The following is a 24,112-nucleotide window of genomic DNA, read 5'->3' on the forward strand; positions in this document are numbered from 1 at the left end:
ATTCTCGCCCCTCCATGGAAAAGCCCCGCGACACCGGTAAACAGAAAGTCCGATCGGCCGAAGTAGGCACCGACATCCTCAAGGCCCTGGCCGAACTGTCGCCCTCCACGTCGTTGTCGCGGCTGGCCGATCATGTGCAGATGCCGGCGAGCAAGGTGCATCGTTATTTACAGGCGCTGATCGCCTCGGGTTTTGCCGAACAGAACGCCGCCACCAACCATTACGGCCTGGGGCGCGAAGCATTGCGCGTGGGCCTGGCCGCACTGGGCAGCATGGACGTGCTGAAAGTCGGCGCGATGCCCCTGGCAGAGCTGCGCGACGAGTTGAATGAAACCTGCTTCCTGGCGGTATGGGGCAACCAGGGCGCGACGGTGGTGCAGATCGAACCGGCAGTACGCGCGGTGACGGTGGTGACGCAATTGGGGTCGGTGTTGCCTCTGCTCAGTTCGTCCACCGGGCTGGTGTTCAGTGCCTTCCTGCCGTCGCGGGAAACCGTCGAGTTGCGGGAGCGTGAAATCCAGGCCGGCACCGCCCATGCCCTCGCCGACGACCAGGCCTACGCCATGGCCTGTGAACAAATCCGCCGGCGCGGCCTGCACTTTGTGCATGGCCTGCTGATGCCGGGGGTGGATGCGCTGTCGGCACCGGTATTCAACGCGGTCGGGCACGTGGCGGCGGTGATGACCGTGGTCGGCCCCACCTCGCTGTTCCACGCCGACGAAGATGGCCCGGCGGCGCAGCGTTTGCTGGCGGCGACCCAGGCCGTGAGTTGGCGGATGGGCTACCAGCCCTGAGCTAGTCGTGCCACTGGGCCAGCGCCAACGCCATGCGGTTCTCGAGGGCGCGGACAGGGGCTGCGTCGCTGACGTAGTTATTACTGATCATCGAAAACACCAGGCGCCGTCCCTCGGCATCGGTGATATAGCCGCTCAGCGATGATACGCCGGCCATGGAGCCGGTCTTGGCGTGCAGGTTGTTTTCCGCAGCCGTCCCGCGCAGTCGATAGCGCAGGCTGCCGCCGGTCATACGGTCGGCATTGCCGGCAATCGGCAAGGCGTTGTACCAGGCATCGAACCAGGGCTGTTTGGCGCTAGCCAGCAGCAGGTCGGTCAGGTTCTGCGACGAGACCAGATTGCGCCGCGACAAACCTGAGCCATCCACCTGGCTGAGCGTCGCCGGGTCCAGGCCCTGGCGCTGCATGAACGCCGCTACCGCCACCACGCCCGCCGCCGCCGTACCCGCGTTGGCCGTTTTGCGGCCCATGGCCTTGAGCAACGCTTCGGACATGTTGTTGTTCGAGAGCTTGAGCAGCGGTGTGATCAAGTCCTGTAACGGCGCCGATTGATGCTCCGCCAACACTGTCGCCGTCGCGGGGCTGGCGCCACCGATCACGCGCCGGCCCAGCACCTGGATGCCCTGCTGCGCCAAGGCCTGCTCAAACAGATTGGCCACCAGTTGCGTCGGTTCCCACACACTCACCCACTGCCGACTTTGCTTGCCCGGGGCGAGCGCGCCGCTGAGTTGCAGCAGGTTGGTACCGTGCTGGCGGGTAATGGCGTAGCTGTTGCCGGGGCCGCTGACGGCACGGTTGCTCAGTTGCACGTAGTCGGTGGACGGGCTCAGCATCACGCTTACTGGCTGGCCGAGCGCGACGGGCGCCTTCGCGGTGACAAGCAAGGTGCCCGCGTCAAAATCCGCATTGGGAGACACTGTCAATGCCGAAATCTGCGCGCCGTAGTAGGTGCTTTCATCGTCTTGCGCCCAATCCACGCCCAGGCGCTCGGCGTCGAACCAGGTGTCGTCGAAAACCAGGTCGCCTTGTACCTGGCGCACGCCCCGGCTCGCCAACTGGGCGGCCAATGCCTGGTAGTCGACGAACTGCGTGGTCGGGTCGCCGAGGCCGCGCAGGTACAGGTTGCCGGCCAGGCGCTCGCCTTGCCGGGTGCCGTTGCTCAACAGCTGGGTGGAAAAACGGTATTGCGGCCCCAGCACATCCATCGCCGCAGCGGTGGTGAGCAACTTAAGGTTGGAAGCCGGAATCAGACGGGTGCGCGGGTTGTGCTGATAGAGGGTACTGCCGCTGCGGGCGTCGCGCACCATGATAGAAACCGTGGCGCCGTTGAGGACAGGATCGGCCAACAGCTGATCCAGGGTTGAAGGCGTGGAAGGCTGCGAAACACTCGCGCAGCCGCCCAGTAAAACGCTCAGGCACAGCAGGTGCAGCCATCGTCCAAAGTGCATCAGTACTGTGTTCCGCAAAGCCATTAATGGCCGCAACGCTAACAGCTCCGTACCTTTGTGGCGAGCGGGCTTGCCCCGCGTTGGGTGGCGAAGCCGCCCTTAATGATGCCGTCGCGTTCTTTCAGGAACACCATGGAGTCTGTTTTGGGGCTGCTTCGCAGCCCAACGCGGGGCAAGCCCGCTCACCACAAGAAGCCCGCTCACCACAGGAAGCCCACTCACCAGAGGAAGCCCGCTCACCAGAGGAAGCCTGCCCACAACAAGGAGCACACTTGCCATAGGGAGCTCGCCAGGTTTTAGAACTCCAGGGTGCTGGACACCGATACCTGCCGCGCATCGCCCATGGACACAAACAAGCGACTGGCCGCCGAGGTGTAGTAAACGCGGTCGAACAGGTTTTTCACGTTGACCTGGAACTTGACCTTCTGCCCGTCGATCCTGGTGTCGTAGGTGGCGAAGGCGTCAGCCACGGTGTAGCCCGGCAGGTTGAAGTCGTTGGCGGCGTCGCCGGCGCGTTCGCCGACGTAGCGTGCACCGGTGCCCACGCGCAATTGGTCGCCGCCGAAAATGTTGCCGAAGTCGTAGGCCACCGACAGCGAGCCGGTGTGCTTGGCCACGTTTTGCAGGCGGTTGCCTTCCAGCGTCGGGTCCTTGTCCTTGATGTCTTCGGCGTCGGTGTAGGCGTAGCTGCCGATCACGCTCCACTGATCGGTCAACTGGCCACTGGCGTCCAGCTCCAGGCCACGGGAGCGCACTTGGCCGGCGATGCTGTAGACGGTGTTCGCGAGGGACCCCACCGACACCAACACATTGCGCTTGTCGATAGTGAACAACGCTGCGCTGGCGGTGATGCGCCCGGGGATGTCGAGCTTGGCGCCCAGCTCCCACGATTTGGATTCCTCCGGCGTGAGGTCACCGGTCAACGTGCTGCCATCGGCCAAGGCGGCGATGGTGGAGTTGGGTTTGAACGACTCGGTGTAGCTGCCGTAGAACGACAACTCATCGGTGTAGCGATACACCAGGCCGGCACGCGGCACCCAGGCCTGGCCGTTGCCGTCGGTGTTGGCCTTGAACGGCACGCCCTTGCCGGCGTACTGGTCATACATCTGATAGCGCGCACCGGCCACAAAGATCCACTGGTCGGTCAGGTGAATCGCGTCCTGGAAGAACAGCGAGTCGCTGCGCAACAGGTCGGTCTGGGCGCTGTCGGCGGCGCTGACGGTAGTGCCCGCGACTTCGTTGCCGTACACCGGGTTGTTGTAGTTGAACGTACCGCGCGAGTTCTGGCGAATCAGGTCGGCGCGGTAGATCTTGCGGTACTCGTCGTCCAGGCCGAACACCAGGTCATGCTGCATGCCCAGCACATTGACCTTGCCTTCCAGGCTGGCCGTGGCGAAACGGTCGGTGGTGATCGCACCTTTGGTGCCGTCCATCTTGCGGGTCAGGGTGCCGTTGGTATTTACCGCGCTGACACGCACCTGGCTGGCATCATAGGTCTCACGGTTCCAGCTGTAGCCGAAATGGGCTTTCCAGTCGTCGTTCAAGTCGTGGTCGGCTTCAAAGCGGTACAGGTCGGAACGCCCTTCCATGTTGTTGAACGGCTCGTCCAGACGGCGAGTGGCCGGGATGTCCAGCGGGTGGTTGGACTTGTCGATGGCGGTGCCGCGGTCGAACGGCGAGAGAAATTCGCGGTGTTCGTAGGCGAACAACAACTTGGTTGAATCGCCGTACCAGGCCAGGGACGGCGCCACCAGCGACTCGCGGTGGGTGCCGAAATTGCGCCAGTAGTCTTCGTCTTCATGGTCGACGATCAGGCGATAGGCCAGGCCCGAGTCACCGATCGGCCCGGTGGTGTCGAGGCTGCCACCGCTGCCGTTCTTGCCGTTGCCGAAGGTGGAGCCGCGCACGGTCAGGGCTGTGGATTGGGTCAGCTCGGGCTTTTTGCTGACGATATTCACCACGCCGCCCGGGTCCTGGATGCCATACAGCAGCGAGGACGGGCCCTTGAGCACTTCGACACGCTCCGCCGTGGCGTTCAACGCACGGCCCTGCACCACCGGCATGCCGTCGCGCATGATCGAGCCGTTACGGTTGTCGCCAAAGCCGCGCAGCATCACCGCGTCCTGGGTGCTGGCCAGGGTGTTGGCCTGGGTGATGCCGCTGATGTTGCCCAGGGCGTCATCCAGATTGCGCGGGGTCTGGTCGCGCAGCACTTGGGCGGGGACCACGTTGACGGTCTGCGGGGTTTCCAGCAGCAAGGCACGGGAGCGCATCACCGAGCTGGTGGGCGGCGGCTGGTAGCTGGTGCTGTCCTGGGGTTGGCCGATGCCACTGATGGTGGTAGCGCCGAGGTTGACCGCGCCGTCGGTCGGCAGCGGCTCAAGCGCCAGGGTGCGGGGGTCGATCTGGCGGAAGGTGAACCCGGAGTTGCCCAGCAGGCGTTGCAAGGCCTGCGTCGCGCTCATCTGCCCGCTGACCGCCGGGGCGCTGAGGCCGTAGGGCGCTTCATCGGTGTAGATCACACTGATACCGGTGACCCGGCTGAAATCACTCAGGGCCTGGGGCAGCGGTTTGGCAGCCAGGGCAAACTTGAACTGGGCGCTTTGCTGCTCCTGCGCCTGTGCCACACACAGGGGCAGCAAGGCCAGCCCCGATACCGCCAGTACCGAGGCTCCCAGCCACTGTTTAACCAAACCGCCCGCCGTCGACTTCATGCTGTGAGAACCCGTGTAGAAAACGCTGTTAATGCGAATAGATCGCAGTTTCAAGCACTACACGGATGGGCCGCCGGTTTACCTCACGTTTATTTGCAAATATTTTCAGTTAGTGCGCCTGAAGGCGAAAACCAAAGCGAGGGAAGTGCACGTGCACGGTGCCGGCGCGTGGGTCGGTACGGCGCAGGATCAGTTCTTCGCGCCCGGCAAACAGCAATTCGCCGGCGACCGGGTCGACGCCGTAGTCGATGGCGCTGATGCTCACCTGCTGGCCGGCCTTAAAGCCATTCAAGTCCTCGAACACTTCGTCCGGCAACGCTGCCGGTGTGGCGTCGCGCGCAATCTCCAAGGCCTGCTCGGCCGTCATCTGGCTGGACGTGCCGTGGCCGAAACCGAGCACGCGGCCCAGCCATGCAGACACAGCCGGATAAGCATCCACCAACGGCGCAGTCACCGGCGTGGCCTTGAGGAACCACAACGGGTGGGCCAGGGCAAAGTCGGCAATCGACGGCTCGCCAAACAGGAAGTCCCCGGCCTCGCGCTGCAATTGCTGCTCCAGGCGCGCCATGATCGCTGGCCATTGGTGCTTGGCCAGTTCGGCTGGCAACTTGCTCGCGGTGCCGCCGCTGAACAGCGCGGCGCGGTCGGCGAGAAACGCCTTGATCGCTTCCGGCGGCAGTTTGCCGAAGCGCACCGCCACCGATTCCGGCTGAAACACCAGGCTCACCGCGTGGGCAAACACCACGCTGTCGGCCCAGGTAGCAAAGGTTTGGGTGATCATTTCCTGGCCGAGCGGGAACAGCGCGGGCGCGGTTTTTTCCTGCTCCAGGCGGCGGGCGATCAAGGCGGTGTCGCAGTAGATATCGGCGCCCACTTGCAGCACTGGGGTTTTACGGTAGCCGCCGGTGAGGGCTGTCAGGTCTGGCTTGGGCATCACCGGCGAGATATGCACCGAATGCCAGGACAAACCTTTGAAGCCCAGCAGCAGCCGAGCTTTTTCCGCGAAAGGAGACGTTGGGTAGTGGTGCAGGATTAGCTCAGGCATGCTGGGGTCCACGGGGTAAATGAACCCGCAGCTTAGCGTGCAACCGGCTCTGGTGGCGTGATGGGAGCCTATCAGTCAGATCAATGAGCCCTGCGCCGCCAGACATTCCTTGGCGCTCTTCTTCAGTTTCTTGATCAACCGCTCCTGGCGCAGCGCCTCGCCCTTGCTCGCGCATTGCTCCGTATACACCAGCGCCACCGCCGGGCTGCTCAGGAAAAACCGCGCGCCTTTGCCGCTCTGGTGCGAGGCGAACCGGCGCAGCGGGTCATTGCTGATGCCGCAATACAGCGCGCCGTTGGCGGCGCGCACCAGGTAGACGTACCAGGGTTTGGGTTCAGCGGGATCAGTCACGGCAAGCTTCAACACACCAGAGGAGCGCCAAGCTTATCAACGACTGGCCTGGAATGCCTTCAAGCCTTTGTTCGCCTGGGCGCGCACGGCGTTTTTCACCAGCGGCGTCCAGCCCAGCAGCAGGCCCTTGGTGCCCAATGCCTGGCGCGACCAACGCCACAGGTCGAAGTGATCGTGGTGCTCGCAGATCTTGCCGTTACGAAACACAAAACGCGCCTGGATATCGTTGACCACAATATTGCCGGTCTGGCTGAACAGGTAAGTCGCCACCCAACGGGCACTGCCCGTGGTGTCATCGCTGCGAACCTGGTCGAACGTCAGCGAAAAATCCTTGGCCCGCGTGGTCAGCATGCGCCACATGTCGCCGGCATCGCGCCCGCGCAACTCGCCGAAAGCCGGGTCGCTGAACAGTACATCCTCGGTGTAGCAGGCACTCATGGCCTCGGCATCCAGCCGTTGAAACGCACTGTAGAACGTGGTGATCAGCGCGGTGTGGGCGTCACTCATGGGCAGCTTCCATCCATCAGGTTCAGGGCTCGGTACGATAAGCCCTGGCGCGGTTGAACACTATCGGCATTTATCCGGCGAATGCCGGTGCACCTACGGCACCATGCCGCAACTGCGGGCATAGGCGAACAAGTCGACATCGGTAGAGATGCACAGACGCTGCATCGCCGTACTTTTCTGCTTGCTGATGGTCGAGATGCTGCGATTGACCCGAGCGGCGATCTGGCTGACCGTCAGCCCACTGGCCAGCATGCGCACCACCTCCCGTTCCTTGCCCGACAACTGTGGCTGTTGCGACTGGTCGCCGGTTCCAGCCTGTATCAATTGCACCCGCAAGCACTCGCTGACAAAGGTCTGGCCTGCGCTGACCGAATTGATCGCCAGCGGCAACTCTTTGGCCGAGGCACTTTTGGCCACAATCGCCTGGGCCCCATGGGCAAAGGAGGCGCGCAACGTGGCGACGTTGGCGAACATCGTGACCAGAATCACCGGCAACTTCGGGTACTGGCGGTGCAACAGGCTCAACAAGCCATACCCGTCGGCCTGCTGGCCACCCGGCATGGCGAAATCGGTCACCAGCACGTCACAGGGGGTCGTTTCCAGCAAACGCAGCAGTTGGTCAGGCCCATCGGCCTCGCCGACCACTTTGCACCTGCCATTGGCCTCGACCACCACTCGCTGCCCGATACGCACGATGGGATGGTCGTCAGCAATAATCACGCGAAGCATAAACACCCACAGATGATGGCAACTTGATTCAGCGCAAAATACCCTCGCCCGCGGCCCTCAACAACCGTCTAAATCCAGGCGTTTGCGTTGCGATCAACGTTTCGTAGCTGCTCTATGCAGGCCTACAAAATAAAAAGAAAAACCCTACATCCATAGACTGCAATTCAGGCTTTATTTTTCCTACAAACAGCAATGGCTTCACAGGGAACCCAAGTACGTGAGGTAGTCACGCAGCTCCCGCTCAAAGGCTTCCAACGCAGGCGTGCTCTGCCTGATGCCCTGAGCATGGACTTGATCGATCAAGCTCATGCCTCGCCCCTCCAGTTCAGCCACGCCGAGAAACGCCAGGCTTCCCACCAGGCGATGCAGGCGTTCGACAGTCGAAGGGACATCCGAGGCCAGTCGGGCTTGAAACAAGGCAGCGCTGTCCTCCTGGGCTTCACAGAGCAGGCTGGCCAGCATCTGGCTCACCACTTGGGCATCTCCAAAGGTATCAATCAGCCCGGCACGGGTTGGCCAACGCGCTGACAGCCGATAAACCGGTGCAGCAACGGGCGGGCCGGGAAGCCACAGTGCCAGCACTTCACGCAGTTGATCGAAGGTCAATGGTTTGAGCAGCCAGGCGTCCATGCCTGCTTCGCGGCAACGTTGCGGATCGTCGTCTACCAAGTTGCCGGTCAAGGCAATAATCGGTACGCGTGCCGACGCATTCGCGCATTCGCGCCGTCGAATCGCCCGGCTCATGCTGTAGCCGTCCATGACGGGCATCTGGCAGTCGCTGATCACCAGATCGTAGGGGTATTCGGCGAGCGCCGCGAGGCCGTCCAGCCCATCGACGGCCAGCTGATGGCCAAGCCCCAGTTTATGCAGAAACCACCCCATCAAGGCGCGGTAGGCGGAGTGGTCTTCCACCACCAGCACCTTCAAATGCTGCCAGTGTGGTGGCAGCGCGGTCGAGGGAGTCAATTCACGGGAAAGCACTGCGCTCAACGATACGCCAGTCTCCATGGTCACCTCAGTGTTGCGATCGGTTCGCCAGCGCCCGGTTGGCGCTGGCGCAAGAGTCAGAGATGCGCCTAAGCACACTCATATGACCGTTATCGCCAGACTAAAATATCTTCATGACCACTTCTAAGACGATGCAACAACTACGAAAAACCAATTTTCCTACATGATCTCGCATCTATTCCGACATGGACCCGATTGACTTTCAGGCCCCCTCGGCATTGTCGTAAAAGTTGTATTTCTCGCGGCCCCTCCCCTCGCTACATTGCGCCCCACCCCGATCAGAGGGAACGGGCTCGCCGCACTGCGGCAGCCTCGACACAGCGCGCCAAGCCACCTTGCAACCTGCCCCTCAACGGGACTGGTAAAGGCTTGCGCACGCCTTAAACAGCCGACCTTGCACTGGAACAATCTGAACAATGAACAAGTCCCTGAATCTGGTGGGCACCGCCCTGTTACTCGCCAGCACAACATCGGCCTTCGCCGCCAGCTCCGTAGACCTGACAGTAAAGGGGTTGATCACGCCGAGCGCCTGTACCCCCAACCTGCCTGGCGCCGTCGACTTTGGGAAAATCTCCGCCAAAGACCTGAGTCAAGAGAGCCAAACCCTGCTTGAGGTCAAAACCCTGCAACTGACCGTGAGTTGTGAAGCCTCCACGCTGTTTGGCATCAACCCCGTCGACAACCGTGCAGGCTCCTCAATGCGCGCCGGTGCCTATGGCCTGGGTCTGATCAACGGAACAGAGAAGCTGGGGCGGTATTACATCACGCTGCGCAATCCCGTCACCGATATCCCCTCGATCATGCTGACGATGTTCACTGACGGGCGGTGGTCAGAGCTTTATGAGGACGATGCGGTAGAACCGAATCGATTGTTTGCCTTCGGCGATTTCAACGGTGAGAGCGGTTGGGCACCTCACCCCCTCAAGAATGCAGCCGTGGAAATCGTACTCAACACCGCTATCGCGCCAGCAAAAGACCTGACCTTGACCAATGAAGTGGCATTGGACGGCTCAGCGACACTGGAAGTGAAGTACCTGTAACCCGGTCGACGCTACGTAGACCCCTCTTGTAAAGAACCCTTTGCCTATGAACGCTTTTGCCTCCCGACTCATGTTGACACTGTTGTTCGCGCCGCCGGTAATGGCCGACAGCAACACCGACCTCACGGTCAAAGGCACCATCACCCCGAGCGCCTGTGCGCCACTGATCTCCGGCGGCGGCACAATCGACTTCGGAAAAATGGCAGTCAAGGACCTCAACGCCGGGCAATACACCTCATTGCCCAACCAATCCATGCAATTGAGCGTGCGTTGTGAAGCACCGACGTTCTTCACCCTGACCACCGTCGACAACCGCGCCGGCTCCTCTGCCAACCACCAGTACTGGCATGGGCTGGGCCTGACCCAGGAAGGCGAAAAGCTCGGCGGCACGGTTTTCCATCTCTATGGTCCCGTGGCTGATGGTGTCGCGGTACGCACCATCACCTCACAAGACGGCGGCGTGACGTGGCTACCAACCAGCCTGCTGACGCACACCCTGCTGACCGCCGTCGCGGTGGGCAACCAACTGGTGCCGATCGCGGTGAAGGATTTCGACGCTGAAATCCGCCTGTTCACCCACATCGCCCCCGCCGATAGCCTGACGCTGACGGATGAAGTGCCCGTCGACGGGCACGCCACGGTCCAGGTCAGCTACTTGTAAGTGCCACACACAGACTCACTCGAAAGGAACTCGCCCCTATGAAAGCCCTGTTAACCACCCTCACCACCAGCCTGCTGCTGCTCGGCTCCGCCAGCACCTACGCCGCGTCTACCGTCGACCTGACCGTCAAGGGCCTGATCGTGCCTAGCGCCTGCACGCCAAACATGAGCAGTGGCGGGATCATCGACCACGGCAAGATTTCCGCAAAAGACCTGCGTCCGGACAACCCTACACACATCGGGACCCATGTCATGACCCTGGTGGTGGTGTGCGATGCGCCCATTCAGTTTGCCCTGCACTCCATCGATAACCGTGCTGGTTCATCCATTTCCTCTTCCGACTACGGCTTGGGCCTGATCAACGGCACCCAGAAGCTGGGCTGGTACAAGCTGATGCTGCGTAACGCCGTTGCCGACGGCGCACAGATGCAACCGATTGCCTCCTCGGATGGCGGCAACACCTGGTACAGCGAAAAGTTCTGGGACGCCGGCTTGTACATGGCGCTGGCCACCCTGGACGACGCCACCCAACCGGCCTCCATCAAGGAACTGGTGACGGAGTTGGTAGTAGACACCTCCATCGCCCGCACCGATGGCCTGGACCTGAGCAACGAGGTGACGCTCGACGGCTCGGCCACCTTGGAAGTGAAGTACCTGTAAGCCTTGGGCGCCCATGCCTGGCGGGAACAGGCAGGCATGGGCATTTCTTCCGTTTCGGCCGTTTGCACGTCGGCCAGTGGCGCAAACCGATGACTACCTACCCTCGCCTCTTGGCGACAGTCCTTTTACTGACGAACGCCACGGCGGCCTTTGCCGCGTCGTTTGTCGACATCACGGTGACCGGTCGGCTGACGCCGGACGCTTGCCACGTGACGCTGTCTGACGAGGGCACGGTCGATCACGGCAAAATCCCGGCTCACACCCTCAGTCCCAGCGAGTTCACCCTACTGCCCAGCCGGGCATTGGCGCTGAATGTGCAGTGCGCCAGGCCCATGCTATTTGCCCTGGTTGGGATCGACAACCGAGCCGAGTCCGCCTTGGGCCCCGGGCTTTACAGCCTGGGCAGAAACATCCACGCGCCCGCCGAACGCCTGGGGTCGGTGGCGCTGTCTTATCGCAACCCGTTGGGCGATGCGCAACCCATGCAAGCGCTGGCTTCCAGCGACAACGGCGAAACCTGGGCACCGCACCCCAATGCCTCCCCCAGGACCTACGTCGGTTTTGCCCCCATCGGTGATCGCCAGCCCGACTTCATCGGCCAGTTGAGCGCCCAACTGCAAATCGACACCGCCATCAACCTGGCCCAGTACCTGACCCTGAACCAGGAAGTGCCGCTCGATGGCTCCATCGTCCTGGATTTGCGCTACCTCTGACTTCTTTATGCTGCCCCTATGGGAAACCCCGTCATGACGACGACATTGTTGAAAACCGCGGCCTGCCTGGCTGCCCTGACGTTGCTGCCGGCCACTTATGCACAGGCCGATGGCATGGTCCCAGACACCTCCGTGGTGATCATTTACGAAACCGATGGCGAAGCCGCCGTATCGGTGACCAACACCGACAGCCAACTCGCCTTGCTGCACGTCACCCTGGAAGATGTTCCCGAGGACACCGAGTCGTTACTGGTGGTCACGCCGCCACTGTCGCGGGTCGAACCGTCCAAATCGCAACTGGTGCGTTTCATCCTGCAAAGCCAGCAACCGTTGCTCACCCAGCGACTCAAGCGGGCAATCTTTGAAGGCATGCCCCAGGGCCGGCCGGCCACTGAAGCCGGGCATGCACGGGTAGGCGTGACGGTGCGCCAGAACTTGCCGGTGATCATTCATCCCAAAGGCCTGGCGCGCAATCGCACACCGTGGACGCTACTGAGCTGGTCGCAGCACGGCGCCACTTTGCAGGTGCGCAACGACAGCCCGTATGTGGTGCGCCTGGCCCAGGAACTGCGCCTGCTGCCCGGTGATGGCAAGGCGATGCTGCCGCGCACCTACGTGTTGCCGGGAGAAACCCTGAGCATGCCGGCCACCGGCGGCCCGGCCAGCACCGTACGGCTGCAACCGGCCACGGTGTATGGCTTTGCGGTAGCCGCCTACGAAGCCCCTCTGACCTGACGGCATACACCAGGCGCCCGGCGCCTGCATAACGAAGTGACGGCTCGAAGACCGTCACCAGGGCGCACAGACGCCCATCACTTGAGTGCCTTTCGTGAAAACAGTATTTAGCGACCGTGACGGCGAAGCCGTGCCCGACACACCTGCCCGCATCACTCGCCCGGCCATGCTGTTGGCGTGTGTGCTCTGGCCCGCAGCATCCTGGGCCGAAGCACGACCGGGGTTTGATGCCACGACCCTGCACCAGCGGGGCATTGATCCACAATTGGCCAGCCTGTTGCTCGACGCACCGCGCTTTGCCGCAGGCCGACATGCTGTCAGCCTGCGGGTCAACGGCCAGCGCCGGGGGCGGCTGGAGGTGGGGTTTGATCAGCAGGGGGCACTGTGTTTTGACCGCGCCCTGCTGGACGCCGCCAACCTGATCGTCCCCGCAGATGACGGCCCCTGCCATGACTTTCTGGAACGCTACCCACAAAGCCTGGTGGAGCCCGACCCGGCCAGCCTGACGGTGTCGCTGGTGGTGCCGACCGAGGCGTTGCGGCCTGCGCAACAAGACGTCTCGGGCTATGAAACCGGTGGGGTTGCCGGTTTGCTCAATTACGACCTCACCGGGTTCTACAACCGCTTCGGTGACGGTGACAGCCGTTTCGGCTCGGCCAATACCGAAGTCGGCTTCAACGCCGGCGACTGGATCGTGCGCAGCCGCCAGGTACAGACCTGGCAGGACGGTCTGTCGCGCAGCACGCACCTGGAGGCCTACGCCCAGCGCACGTTCGCCAGCCACCAGGCCGTGCTGCAACTCGGGCAGATCAACCTCTACAACCCAGTGCTGTCCGGCGCGCAGATCACCGGGGTGCAGGTCCTCACCGAACAGGCCCTTCAAGAGCAGGGCCAGGGCGCGACCATCGAGGGGATCGCCAACAGCCCGGCGCAGGTCGAGGTGCGGCAGAACGGCGCGTTGATTCACTCCACAGTGGTCCCCGCCGGGCCGTTTTCCCTGACGGACGTGCGCCGTTTGAACTCGCGCTCCGACGTCGAAGTCACCGTCCGCGAAAGCAGCGGTGGCGAGCGGCGTTTCACCGTCCCGGCGGCCATGCTCGGCCTTGGTTTGCCAGCACCGGGCTATTCGGTCGCAGCGGGGCGCGTGCGCAACATCGGCAATGCCCAGGGCGGTGACCCTTGGGTGGTCAGCGCAGGCTGGACCGGCGCCGTGCACCCGCAACTGTCCCTGGGCAGCGGCGTGCTGGCGTCCAGCGAATACCGCGCGGGCGGGTTGAGCCTGGGCTGGCTGCCGTGGCTGGACAGTCACATCCAGCTGTCCAGCCAACTCGCCGATACCCAGGCACGGGACAAGGTTCGCGGGCTGCAGACCGACCTGTCATGGGCCCAGCGCCTGAATGATCAGTGGTCGTTCAGCGTGGCCAATTCCTGGCGCACGGCGGGCTATCGGGAGCTGGAAGAAGCCACCTACGAACCCGAGACCACTCAGCAACGGCGCTCGCGTTATCGCGATCAACAAAGCGCGACGTTGGGATGGTCCCACCCGTGGTTGGGCGCGTTCAGTGCGGGGGCTTCACGCTCCAGCAGCTTTGATGGCGACAGCAGCAGCCGGGGCCTGGTCTCCTGGGGCACCAGCGTGCGCGGGGTGTCGCTGTCGGCCAGCGGCGAATGGCAGATGGGCGGCCGCCAGCAACAAGACAATGCGGTGTACCTGAACATCAGCGTGCCCTTGGGCGAGAGCCGCCGGGCCCGCGGCTGGGTGCGCAACTCCGGTGGCGAACACCGCACCGGGCTGGGTTTGAGTGAGCAGATCGACGATCAACTGAGCTACCGCGTCAGTGCCGAACACGACACCCGCGATCGACAGGTGGAAACCACGCTGGGCCTCTCCGCCCTGCCGCGCTATAGCCAACTGGACTTCAGCTACAGCCGCTCCGACGCCGAACGTTCGAGCTACCAAGGCAGCGCCCGAGGCGGTTTGGTGATGCATGGCGGCGGCGTCACATTATCGCCCTACCCAGTGCGCGACACCTTCGCCGTGGCATCGGTGGGCGACATCAGCGGCATCAAACTGAGCACCCCCAGCGGCCCGGTGTGGACCGACTGGCAAGGCCAGGCCGTGGTGCCGCAGGTCAGCGCTTACGGCCGCAGCCCGGTGGAAGTCCAGACCCGCTCGCTGCCACGCAATGCGGATATCAACAACGGCCTGGCAATGATCGCCGCCGGGCGCGGGGCCGTGGATCGGGTCGAATTTGGCGTGACCCGCACACGTCGGGTATTGCTGCACGCGCGCACCGAACAGGGCACCCCCCTGCCGCGCGGGGCGTCCGTCAGTACCGCTGGCGGGGAGTTCGTGACCCTGGTCCAGGATGGCGGCCAGGTGTTCCTGCCCAATGTGCTGGAGCAACCGCAATTGTGGGTCAGCGCCCCTGGCATGGCGCGTTGCGCCCTGCGCTTCGAGTTGCCGGAAAAGAGCGACCCCCAGGTGTATTTCGAAACCGCGTCCGCACGCTGCGATAAATCATGAGGACCCTCACCATGAATACCGCTTCTACCCTGTCCCGCCTGGCCATGAGCGTGATGCTGCTGATAGTCGCCAGCAACGCCCTTGCCGAGGACGAGTGCCAACTGAACCTCAATGAATCGCTGCTGGATTTCGGCCTGATGAGCCGTATCGCACAACAGGACAGCACCCTTGAGCGCCCGTTGGGTGAGCGCCGCGTCAGCCTGAATGTGAGCTGCGCGCAGCCGACCGACATGAGCCTGTTTTATCAGGCGCTGGCGGCCACTTCGCAGCGGCTGCGGTTCACCGAGCATGGCAGCTACGCGATCCAGGCCAGCGACGCGGTGCTGGACGGCACCGCCGTGGAGCTGGGATTGATCCCCGCACTCGGCCAGCCGCCGGTGGCCCGTGGCGCGCTGCTGAACTGGCGCACAGGCCACGGCATCGCACCGGTCAACGGCGAGACGCTACTCAACGGCCAGCATTTTTCCGTGCAATTGACCTTCAGCGCCTTCGCCGACATCGCCGCCACACGGGTCACGGACGCCACCACCTGGGAAGCCTCCGGGACGTTCCATGGCCGTCATAGCGCGCGCGAAGTGAGTCTGCGCGCCCACTTCTCCCCCGCCGCGTGCAAACCTCAACTGTCCAACGGTGGCCTGGTGGATTACGGCACGTTGCTGGCGAAAGATCTGAGCCCCACCCACGAAAACCCACTGCCCACCCGCACCTTGCAGTTCTCTGTCAATTGCGACGCGCCCACCCCCTTTGCCCTGCTGATGCACGACAACCGCTCCGGCACGGCCACCGGCGGCACCGATGAAACCGCCTATGGCCTGGACCTGGACAACAGCGGGAACAAGATCGGCCGCTACTACCTGAACATCGACCCGGCAGACTTCACCGCCGACGCCTACCGCACGCTCTACCGCACCGACTCCACCAGCAGCGGCCAGGCCTGGAGCACCTCCAGTGCGCGGCAGATTCCCATCGCCGCCCACAGCCTCATGGGTTTTACCGACAGCGCCGGCAACACCCGCGGCCCCATTGCCCTGCAGAACCTGGCCGGCACCGTGCGTATCAAGGCGTACCTGGCCCCCACCCAGTCCATGGACCTGCGCACGGTGGTGCACATCAATGGTTCCGGCACCCTTGAAATCATCTACCTCTAATCACTGGAATCCGCTGAATGAACAAGTACTGCCTGGTTTTTTCTTCACTGCTATTGCTGCCCTCGACCGCGCCGGCACTGGCGGCGTCGACCGTGGAGCTGATCGTCAAGGGCAGGATCACGCCCGTCGCCTGCACGCCGCTGCTGTCCGCTGGCGGCTTGATCGACTACGGCAAGATTTCCCAGCAGGACCTGAACCTCGACAGAGGCACACGACTGCCGATCAAACATCTGCAAGTCAGCATTGGCTGCAACGCGCCGAGCCGCTTTGCCTTGCGCATGCGTGACAATCGCGATGGCACGGCCACGGTCAATAGCGAGATTTACTACGGGTTGGGGCTGGACCACAGTGGCAATCGCATCGGCCTCTATTCCATGAGCTTCGACCCGCGTAGCACCCAGGCAGACAGCGCCACCCCCCTGTACGGCACCGAGTCCACCACCGGTGGCCTGGCCTGGCGCACCGCCAACCTCAACCCTATCGATATCGGGGCCAACAGTTACCTGGGGTTCACCACCGCCGAAGGCAGCACCGCCGGGCCCTCGGCGATCCAGGAGCTGATCAGCACGGTCAAGGTCGAAGCCGTGATCAATGCCCGGCAGAACCTTGACCTGAGCCGCGATACCCCACTCGATGGCTCGGCGACGCTTGAAGTGGTGTATCTCTAAAGCTTCTCACTGCTGACCTGCACATACCGTGCACGCCCGGCGCCCAGGCCGGCGGTGATCGCGCCCACGCCCAGCAGCGCAAAAATCCAGCCGGTGGCGGCCCAGCCGCCGGTCCAATCGTGCAATAGCCCCACCGCCAAAGGGCCGAGGGAGGCCAAGGTGTAACCAATCCCCTGGGCCATGCTCGACAGGTTGGCCGCCACATGGGCATCACGCGAGCGCAGCACAATCAGGGTCAGTGCCAGACTGAACGTGCCGCCTTGCCCCAGGCCCAGCACAATTGACCAGCCCCACAGACCGTCCAGCGGCGCATACAGGCAACCGAACAGGCCGCCCAGGGTCAACAGCATCACCACGACGATGGCCACGCGTTGATCCTTGCCGCGTGTCGCCAGCCAGGGTGCGGCCAGGGAGCTCAACAGCTGCACAATGATGGAGCCCGACAGTGCCAACCCGGCTTCGGTGGCGCTCAGGCCACGGCCGATAAGGATCGATGGCAGCCAGCCAAACACGATGTACGACAGGGACGATTGCAGGCCCATGTACAAGGTGACCTGCCAGGCCAACGGATCACGCAGCAGGCCCTTCACTCGATAGGCGACCTGGTGGGTAGCGTGTTTGCGGCCGACCTGCGGTAACCAGAACAACGCCGCCGCCAACGCCGGCAGAATCCAGAAGCCCAGGCCAATGGTCCAGCGGTCACCGAAGTAATGACTCAGCGGCACCGTGGCACCGGCGGCCAACGCCGCGCCCAGGCACAGGGCCATGGTGTAGACCCCGGTCATGGCACCGGCCTGCCTGGCGAAATCACGCTTGATCAGGCCCGGCAGCAAGACGCCGATGATGCCGATGCTCGCACCGGCGATCAGGCTGCCGGCGAACAAGCCCACTTCGCCAAAAGCGCTGCGCAGGAGGATGCCGGCGGCCAGGGTCAGCAAAATCCCCAACACCACCCGCTCGGCGCCAAACCGCCGGGCCAGGATCGGCGCCGTGGGTGCGAACAGGCCGAGGCACAACACCGGCAGGGTGGTGAGCAAACCGGCCTTGGCCGCCGACAACCCCAGGCTGCTGGAGACGTCGGCCAGCAATGGCGCCACGCTCGACAGCGCCGGACGCAGGTTCAAGGCCACCAGAATCAGGCCCAGCAGCAGCAACCAGGGGCGACTCACCACCGGGTGGCTGCTTTGCACCACTTCGTCGTCGGCCTCGGCGTCGATCAACAGTTCGTCCAACTCGCTCGTACGTTTGGTTTCAGGGTTCATTGATCAACTGCCGGCAAAGGGATTTGGCGCGTTCCGGGTCCTGGTGTTCCACGGCTTCGAGCAGGGCGATATGCAGGTCGAACACCGCCTGGCGACGCGGCGAAATGTTCAGGGTCTGGCGCAACTGCGCGCCGACGATGGCGGAAAAGTACTGGTACAGCTCGCTCAATGCCGGGTTGTGCGCGGCGTCCACCAGGCGTTTGTGGAACAGCAGGTCGGCGCTGATATAGGCCTCGAGGTCACCGTGGTACAGCACCGCGCTGGCCTTGAGTGCCTCATGCAAAGCGGTGAGGTCGGCTTCGGTACGGCGCACCGCCGCGAGCCCGACGGCCTCCACTTCCAGTATCTGCCGCGTCTCCTGCGCCTGCTCCAAGGTGCAGTGGGATAACGCGCGCATGGCCCCCAGCGGGTCGGTCATGGAGCGCAGGTAACTGCCGTCGCCCTGGCGGATCTCGATCAACCCGGAAAACGCCAGCACGCGCATGGCCTCGCGCACGGTATTGCGGCTGATGCCCAGCTCGGCGGCCAGCTCCGGCTCGGTGGGCAGGCGTTCGCCGATGGCCCACCGGCCTTCGCTGATACGCCAGCGCAATTGCTCAAGGGCCTGGTCCACCAGGGAGCGTTTGATCAAGGGGGCGATGTCTGTCATGGGATGCAGGCTTTCGTCCAATCATAGGATGAATTTTCCTACAGCCTATTCAGAGTTGCCTACAAAGGCAACGCACCACGGTTCTTAGGCAGCAAAAGGAGCAGTATTTTCGATTGGTAAAATTACCCTCAAAGGGTAATTATTCAGCTCAGGTGTCTTATGGAAAAGTACACACCTCATTACGATCTGGCGGTGATCAAGGCGGATGTCAGGCGGCTTGGAGGCCGGGCATTTACGCTCGCAGCAAAGCAAACAGGCGCGCGGCTCGGCCTGAATATCAACGAGATGCAAGAGGTCGTTTTCGAACTACAAAACAGGATGTTGTACAAATCGATGACCACGTATGCCGATCACCGGGTGTGGCAGGACGTGTACCACATCAATTCACACGGTCTGGAGATTTACATCAAGGTCACTTACTGCACAGCCGGTAACCCTCCAGTGATCTCCTTCAAGAAGAAGAGCTCATGAACACTCAACATTGCTTCATTTGCGGTGCACCCGACGCCATGACGCGCTTCGAAAGCCGCAGCGAAACCCTCCGTGTCAACGGCATGGAACGGCGTGTCGATGACCTGTCTGGCTGGGAATGCCAACTGTGCGGCGACGGCATGCATGACCCTGACAGCTCCGACCGCTATAGCGCCGCCAGCGATGAACTGGTCCGTACCGCGCGGACAATGATCGGCAACGAGATGAAACGCATCCGTCGCAAGCTGCACCTTACGCAGAAAGAAGCCGTGCAACTGTTGTCCGGTGGCGGTCACAACGCTTTTTCACGTTATGAACGCGGTGAGCTTCTGCCACCGAAGCCACTGGTTCTATTGATGCGATTGTTGGACCGTTACCCTCACCTCCTCGCCGACGCCAGGGTATTGGCCGAAGGCGCTGACCTGCGGGGCTTCACCCATACCGCGAACACAGGGCAGGAGGCGCTCAAGGCCTCCTGAACAGACAAAAATAAACCCGGCCAGGCCGGGTTTATTTTTTCAGGCATCGATCAATGCAGGATCTGGCTCAAGAACAGCTTGGTCCGGTCATTCTGCGGGTTGTCGAAGAAGTCATTCGGCGCCGCCTGTTCGACGATCTCGCCCTTGTCCATGAAGATCACGCGGTTGGCCACGGTGCGCGCGAAGCCCATTTCGTGGGTTACGCACAACATGGTCATGCCGTCTTCGGCCAGGCCGATCATGGTGTCGAGTACTTCCTTGACCATTTCCGGGTCGAGGGCCGAGGTCGGCTCGTCGAACAGCATGATTTTCGGCTTCATGCACAGGGCACGGGCAATCGCCACGCGCTGTTGCTGGCCGCCGGACAGTTGCCCCGGAAACTTGTGAGCCTGCTCCGGGATGCGCACACGCTCCAGGTAGTGCATGGCGATTTCCTCGGCCTTGCGCTTGGGCATCTTGCGCACCCACATCGGCGCCAGCGTGCAGTTCTGCAGGATGGTCAGGTGCGGGAACAGATTGAAGTGCTGGAACACCATGCCGACTTCACGGCGGATCGCTTCGATCTGCTTGAGGTCGTTGGTCAGCTCCACGCCATCGACCACGATGCGGCCCTGCTGGTGCTCTTCCAGGCGGTTGAGGCAACGGATGGTGGTGGACTTGCCCGAACCCGACGGGCCGCACAGCACGATACGCTCGCCCTGCTTGACGTTGAGGTTGATGTCTTTCAACACATGGAACTGGCCGTACCACTTGTTGACGCCCTGCATCTGGATAATGCCTTCAGGGCTCACAGGCTGTTTGATCGCTTCGCTCATAACATCAACTCCTAACGCTTGTGGCCTGTGTCGAGCTTGTGTTCCAAATGAATGGAATAGCGCGACATACCAAAACAGAAAATCCAGAACACCAGGGCGGCAAACACATAGCCTTCGGTGGCCATACCCAACCATTTAGGGTCGGCGGCGGCTTGCTTGACGCTGTTGAGCAGGTCGAACAGGCCGATGATGATCACGAGGCTGGTGTCCTTGAACAACGCGATAAACGTGTTGACGATGCCCGGGATCACCATCTTCAGGGCTTGCGGCAGGATCACCAGGCCCATGCTGCGCCAGTAACCCAGGCCCATCGCCGCGGCCGCTTCGTACTGACCTTTGGGAATCGCCTGCAAGCCACCGCGCACCACTTCGGCCACGTAGGCCGACTGGAACAGGATCACGCCGATCAACGCCCGCAGCAGCTTGTCGATGCCCATGCCTTCGGGCAGGAACAAGGGCAGCATCACCGAGGACATGAACAGCACGGTGATCAACGGCACGCCGCGCCAGAACTCGATGAAGGTCACGCAGACCACACGAATCGCCGGCATGTTCGAGCGCCGCCCCAAGGCCAGCACAATCCCCAGCGGCAAGGCACCGGCGATGCCGACAGTGGCGATGACCAGGGTCAGCATCAGGCCGCCCCATTGGCTGGTGGCCACGTTGGTGAGCCCGAAGATCCCGCCGTGCAGCAGGAAGTAGGCGATGATCGGGTACAGCACCAGGAAGCTCAGGCCATAGACCGCCTTGCGTGGGAAACGCGAGATGAACAACGGCGCCACGCCGACGATGGCCAGCCACACGGTCAGGTCCACACGCCAGCGCAGGTCGCCGGGGTAATAGCCGTACATGAACTGCCCGAAGCGCTGTTGGATAAACACCCAGCACGCGCCTTCCTTAGTGCAGTCAGCGCGGGTAGTACCGACCCAGTTGGCATCGAGAATGGCCCACTGCAGGATCGGCGGCACCACCAGGTAGATCAGGTAGAACGCCAACAGCGTCAGCAGGGTATTGAGCCAACTGGAGAACAGGTTGGCGCGCATCCAGGCCATCGGTCCGAAGACTTTGCTCGGCGGCGGCATATCAGGTTTGAAAGTATGCGAACTCATGTGCGTTTCCTCACCGCTCGATCAGCGCAATGCGCTTGTTGTACCAGTTCATCAGCAGGGAAATGCTGATGCTGATCGCCAGGTACACGCTCATGGTGATGGCAATAACCTCGATGGCCTGGCCGGTCTGGTTGAGCACCGTGCCGGCAAACAGCGAAACCATTTCCGGGTAACCGATACCGGCGGCCAGCGACGAGTTCTTCGCCAGGTTCAGGTACTGGCTGGTCAGCGGCGGAATGATCACCCGCAGGGCTTGCGGGATGATGACCTTGCGCAGCGTCGGCCCAGGGCGCAGGCCCAGGGAGCGCGCAGCTTCGGTCTGGCCGTGGCTGACGGACTTGATGCCCGAACGCACGATCTCGGCGATAAACGCTGCCGTGTACACGGTAAGCGCCAGGGTCAGCGCCAGCAGTTCAGGGATCAGTACCCAACCGCCGACAAAGTTGAAACCTGAAAGCTTTGGTATTTCCCAGTGCAGCGGCGCGCCGAAGATCAAGGCACACAGCGCCGGGATCACGATAAACAGCGCCAGGCCCGCCCAGAACTTATGGAAGGGTACGCCGGTCGCTTCAAAACGCTTGTTGGCCCAACGCACCATCAGCACGATGGCCACGATGGCAACCACGATACTGGCCACAAACGGCCAGAACCCGTCAGCGGCCAGCGCTGCCGGCATGTTCAGGCCACGGCTGCTGACAAAGAAGGTGTCACCGAAGTTATGGCTGTTGCGCGGTCCCGGCATGGTCAGGAACACCGCGAAGTACCAGAACAGGATCTGCAGCAGCGGCGGAATGTTGCGGAACACTTCCACATACACGGTCGCCAGCTTGTTGATCATCCAGTTCGGTGACAGGCGCGCCACACCGATGATGAAGCCCAGCAGGGTCGCCAGGATCACCCCGATAAAGGTCACCAGCAAAGTGTTGAGCAGCCCGATCACAAAGACGCGGGCATAACTGTCCGATTCGGTGTAGTCGATCAGATGCTGCGCGATGCCGAAGCCGGCACTGCGCTCAAGAAAGTCGAAACCCGAGGTAATGCCCCGGTGCTGAAGGTTGGTCTGGGTATTGTCGAAGAGGTACCAGCCCAGCGAGACCACCGCCACAATCGTGATGATCTGGAAGAGCCACGCACGCACTTTGGGATCGCTGAAGCTGAGCTTCTGCTTTGGTGCGCCGATTTGATTTTGCATGAAGTGCCCCGGAAAGAATGGAACAGAACATCACCCGGCGGTTGGCCCACCGGGTGACAGAACCATCAGCGATCAGCGCACAGGGGGTGCGTATTGAATGCCGCCAGCGTTCCACAGCGCGTTCAGGCCACGGTCGATTTCCAGCGGGGTGCTCTTGCCCAGGTTGCGCTCGAACACTTCACCGTAGTTACCGACTTGCTTGACGATCTGTACGACCCAATCCTTCTTCACTTTCAGGTCTTTGCCGTATTCGCCGTCAGCACCGAGCAGACGCGCAACGTCCGGGTTCTTGGTGGACTTGGCTTCAGCTTCAACGTTTTTGGACGTGATGCCGGCTTCTTCAGCGTTGAGCATGGCGTAGCCCACCCAGCGCACGATGGCCAGCCACTCGTCATCGCCGTTACGCACGACCGGGCCCAGCGGTTCCTTGGAAATGGTTTCCGGCAGAACCACGTAGTCCTTCGGCGCGGCCAGCTTGCTGCGCTGGGCGAACAGTTGGGACTTGTCGGAGGTCAGTACGTCGCAACGACCGGATTCCAGCGACTTGGCGCTTTCATCGGAGGTGTCGAAGGTGATCGGGGTGTATTTGAGGTTGTTGCCACGGAAGTAGTCGGAAACGTTCAGCTCAGTGGTGGTACCGGCCTGGATGCAGATGGTTGCACCGTCCAGTTCCTTGGCACTTTTGACACCCAGCTTGTTGTTAACCAGGAAGCCGATGCCGTCGTAGTAAGTGATGAAGCCCGGGAATTTCAGGCCCATGCCCGCATCGCGGGAGCTGGTCATGGTGGTGTTGCGCGACAGGATGTCGACTTCGCCGGATTGAAGCGCGGTGAAACGCTCCTTGGCGTTCAACTGGCTGAATTTGACCTTGGTGGCGTCGCCGAAAACGGCAGCGGCCACGGCGCGGCAAACGTCAGCATCGATCCCGAGGATCTTGCCGCTGGCATCCGGTACCGAGAAGCCCGGCAAGCCGTCACTCACGCCACATTGCACAAAGCCTTTCTTCTGCACGGCGTCCAGAGTGGCGCCAGCCTGGGCGAAACCACTGACACCCAGTACAGCCGCCGCGCTAACGATGGCCAGGGTGGATTTCAATACCTTCATTCAAACCTCCAGTTGCTCTTGTTGTGTCGAAGCTCCAACCTCAGCGCACCCTTATGAGGCGATATCGACCCGTGTTGGCTTTTTTTAGGGTCAAGCGGCATGAGGCTTTCGCGGTAATTCCAGCGGCTATCCTGAAAGCGGCAGTCACTGATAGTGTTACCGTCCCAGGAAAGTTCTGACATCGACCTACACATAGCAAGGCGCGTACCAGAGTGGCGGCTGAGTCGTTTCAGCCCCTGGTCAATAGAAAAAGATTCAACCTTGCGACATTCTCTTAACAGATCA

At 62.2% G+C, this 24,112-nt stretch carries 24 protein-coding genes; 11 read left to right on the forward strand and 13 right to left on the reverse strand.

What is annotated here, in order from left to right:
* Positions 1-14 precede the first annotated feature (14 nt).
* The gene (locus BFQ01_RS03230; protein ID WP_065924207.1) at positions 15-794 is read left to right on the forward strand and encodes an IclR family transcriptional regulator; all 780 of its coding nucleotides are present in this window, start codon (positions 15-17) and stop codon (positions 792-794) included.
* A 1-nt stretch (position 795) separates the two neighbouring features.
* On the opposite strand, the gene dacB is transcribed toward BFQ01_RS03230, so the two are convergent.
* The 7 genes from dacB to BFQ01_RS03265 all read right to left on the reverse strand — a co-directional run bounded on the left by dacB (position 796) and on the right by BFQ01_RS03265 (position 8,595).
* A complete protein-coding gene (gene dacB / locus BFQ01_RS03235) occupies positions 796-2,241 on the reverse strand; it encodes a D-alanyl-D-alanine carboxypeptidase/D-alanyl-D-alanine endopeptidase (protein WP_065924208.1) in 1,446 nt (481 codons plus the stop codon).
* Positions 2,242-2,537: 296 nt separating this feature from the next.
* Complete coding sequence (locus tag BFQ01_RS03240; RefSeq protein WP_065924209.1) at positions 2,538-4,955, reverse strand: TonB-dependent siderophore receptor; 2,418 nt, start codon at positions 4,953-4,955, stop codon at positions 2,538-2,540.
* A 109-nt stretch (positions 4,956-5,064) separates the two neighbouring features.
* Entirely contained in the window at positions 5,065-6,000 is a 936-nt protein-coding gene (locus tag BFQ01_RS03245) for a glutathione S-transferase family protein (protein ID WP_065924210.1), read from the reverse strand.
* Between the two features lie 75 nt (positions 6,001-6,075).
* Positions 6,076-6,351 (reverse strand): GIY-YIG nuclease family protein, encoded by a 276-nt coding sequence (locus BFQ01_RS03250; protein WP_065924326.1) that lies wholly within the window; start codon positions 6,349-6,351, stop codon positions 6,076-6,078.
* Positions 6,352-6,387: 36 nt separating this feature from the next.
* On the reverse strand, positions 6,388-6,858 hold the full coding sequence (locus tag BFQ01_RS03255) for a nuclear transport factor 2 family protein (protein ID WP_065924211.1): 471 nt from the start codon (positions 6,856-6,858) through the stop codon (positions 6,388-6,390).
* A gap of 93 nt (positions 6,859-6,951) precedes the next feature.
* Positions 6,952-7,587: a response regulator transcription factor gene (locus tag BFQ01_RS03260; protein WP_065924212.1), complete on the reverse strand. Its 636-nt coding sequence runs from the start codon at positions 7,585-7,587 to the stop codon at positions 6,952-6,954.
* 198 nt (positions 7,588-7,785) lie between these two features.
* Positions 7,786-8,595: a response regulator gene (locus tag BFQ01_RS03265; protein WP_065924213.1), complete on the reverse strand. Its 810-nt coding sequence runs from the start codon at positions 8,593-8,595 to the stop codon at positions 7,786-7,788.
* A 416-nt stretch (positions 8,596-9,011) separates the two neighbouring features.
* On the opposite strand from BFQ01_RS03265, the gene BFQ01_RS03270 reads away from it, so the two are divergent.
* The 8 genes from BFQ01_RS03270 (at position 9,012) to BFQ01_RS03305 (ending at position 16,746) form a co-directional block, all read left to right on the forward strand.
* Positions 9,012-9,635 carry a DUF1120 domain-containing protein gene (locus BFQ01_RS03270; protein ID WP_065924214.1) on the forward strand — a complete coding sequence of 208 codons (624 nt, stop codon included), beginning with the start codon at positions 9,012-9,014 and terminating at the stop codon, positions 9,633-9,635.
* A 46-nt stretch (positions 9,636-9,681) separates the two neighbouring features.
* Positions 9,682-10,296, forward strand: coding sequence for a DUF1120 domain-containing protein (locus BFQ01_RS03275; protein ID WP_065924215.1), 615 nt, complete (start codon positions 9,682-9,684; stop codon positions 10,294-10,296).
* Between the two features lie 38 nt (positions 10,297-10,334).
* A complete protein-coding gene (locus tag BFQ01_RS03280; protein ID WP_065924216.1) occupies positions 10,335-10,955 on the forward strand; it encodes a DUF1120 domain-containing protein in 621 nt (206 codons plus the stop codon).
* Positions 10,956-11,044: 89 nt separating this feature from the next.
* Positions 11,045-11,668 (forward strand): DUF1120 domain-containing protein, encoded by a 624-nt coding sequence (locus BFQ01_RS03285; protein ID WP_065924217.1) that lies wholly within the window; start codon positions 11,045-11,047, stop codon positions 11,666-11,668.
* Between the two features lie 33 nt (positions 11,669-11,701).
* Positions 11,702-12,403: a fimbria/pilus chaperone family protein gene (locus tag BFQ01_RS03290; RefSeq protein ID WP_065924218.1), complete on the forward strand. Its 702-nt coding sequence runs from the start codon at positions 11,702-11,704 to the stop codon at positions 12,401-12,403.
* 94 nt (positions 12,404-12,497) lie between these two features.
* The gene (locus tag BFQ01_RS03295) at positions 12,498-14,930 is read left to right on the forward strand and encodes a fimbria/pilus outer membrane usher protein (RefSeq protein WP_083244842.1); all 2,433 of its coding nucleotides are present in this window, start codon (positions 12,498-12,500) and stop codon (positions 14,928-14,930) included.
* 11 nt (positions 14,931-14,941) lie between these two features.
* Entirely contained in the window at positions 14,942-16,078 is a 1,137-nt protein-coding gene (locus BFQ01_RS03300; RefSeq protein WP_065924219.1) for a DUF1120 domain-containing protein, read from the forward strand.
* A 17-nt stretch (positions 16,079-16,095) separates the two neighbouring features.
* Positions 16,096-16,746 carry a DUF1120 domain-containing protein gene (locus BFQ01_RS03305; RefSeq protein ID WP_065924220.1) on the forward strand — a complete coding sequence of 217 codons (651 nt, stop codon included), beginning with the start codon at positions 16,096-16,098 and terminating at the stop codon, positions 16,744-16,746.
* Here the strand turns inward: BFQ01_RS03305 and BFQ01_RS03310 are convergent.
* Positions 16,743-18,008 (reverse strand): CynX/NimT family MFS transporter, encoded by a 1,266-nt coding sequence (locus BFQ01_RS03310; RefSeq protein WP_065924221.1) that lies wholly within the window; start codon positions 18,006-18,008, stop codon positions 16,743-16,745. The two genes, BFQ01_RS03305 and BFQ01_RS03310, sit on opposite strands and share 4 nt — an antisense overlap.
* Positions 17,998-18,657: a FadR/GntR family transcriptional regulator gene (locus BFQ01_RS03315; RefSeq protein ID WP_027604711.1), complete on the reverse strand. Its 660-nt coding sequence runs from the start codon at positions 18,655-18,657 to the stop codon at positions 17,998-18,000. The genes BFQ01_RS03310 and BFQ01_RS03315 overlap by 11 nt, the downstream gene beginning before the upstream one ends.
* Before the next feature lie 159 nt (positions 18,658-18,816).
* Between BFQ01_RS03315 and BFQ01_RS03320 the strand changes: the two genes are divergently transcribed.
* Positions 18,817-19,128, forward strand: coding sequence for a type II toxin-antitoxin system MqsR family toxin (locus BFQ01_RS03320; RefSeq protein WP_065924222.1), 312 nt, complete (start codon positions 18,817-18,819; stop codon positions 19,126-19,128).
* Positions 19,125-19,607, forward strand: a complete 483-nt coding sequence (locus BFQ01_RS03325) for a type II toxin-antitoxin system MqsA family antitoxin (protein WP_065924223.1) — start codon at positions 19,125-19,127, stop codon at positions 19,605-19,607. Before BFQ01_RS03320 ends, BFQ01_RS03325 begins: the two co-directional genes overlap by 4 nt.
* Before the next feature lie 50 nt (positions 19,608-19,657).
* Here the strand turns inward: BFQ01_RS03325 and BFQ01_RS03330 are convergent, their stop codons facing one another.
* The 4 genes from BFQ01_RS03330 to BFQ01_RS03345 all read right to left on the reverse strand — a co-directional run bounded on the left by BFQ01_RS03330 (position 19,658) and on the right by BFQ01_RS03345 (position 23,827).
* Positions 19,658-20,422, reverse strand: a complete 765-nt coding sequence (locus BFQ01_RS03330; protein WP_003171943.1) for an amino acid ABC transporter ATP-binding protein — start codon at positions 20,420-20,422, stop codon at positions 19,658-19,660.
* Between the two features lie 11 nt (positions 20,423-20,433).
* Positions 20,434-21,531 carry an amino acid ABC transporter permease gene (locus BFQ01_RS03335; RefSeq protein WP_027604714.1) on the reverse strand — a complete coding sequence of 366 codons (1,098 nt, stop codon included), beginning with the start codon at positions 21,529-21,531 and terminating at the stop codon, positions 20,434-20,436.
* Positions 21,532-21,541: 10 nt separating this feature from the next.
* Entirely contained in the window at positions 21,542-22,723 is a 1,182-nt protein-coding gene (locus tag BFQ01_RS03340) for an amino acid ABC transporter permease (RefSeq protein WP_065924224.1), read from the reverse strand.
* 72 nt (positions 22,724-22,795) lie between these two features.
* Positions 22,796-23,827, reverse strand: a complete 1,032-nt coding sequence (locus BFQ01_RS03345; RefSeq protein ID WP_065875000.1) for an amino acid ABC transporter substrate-binding protein — start codon at positions 23,825-23,827, stop codon at positions 22,796-22,798.
* Positions 23,828-24,112: the final 285 nt, after the last annotated feature.

The sequence above is a fragment of the Pseudomonas sp. 8 R 14 genome (genome assembly GCF_900005955.1).
In the GTDB taxonomy this organism is placed as follows: domain Bacteria; phylum Pseudomonadota; class Gammaproteobacteria; order Pseudomonadales; family Pseudomonadaceae; genus Aquipseudomonas; species Aquipseudomonas marginalis.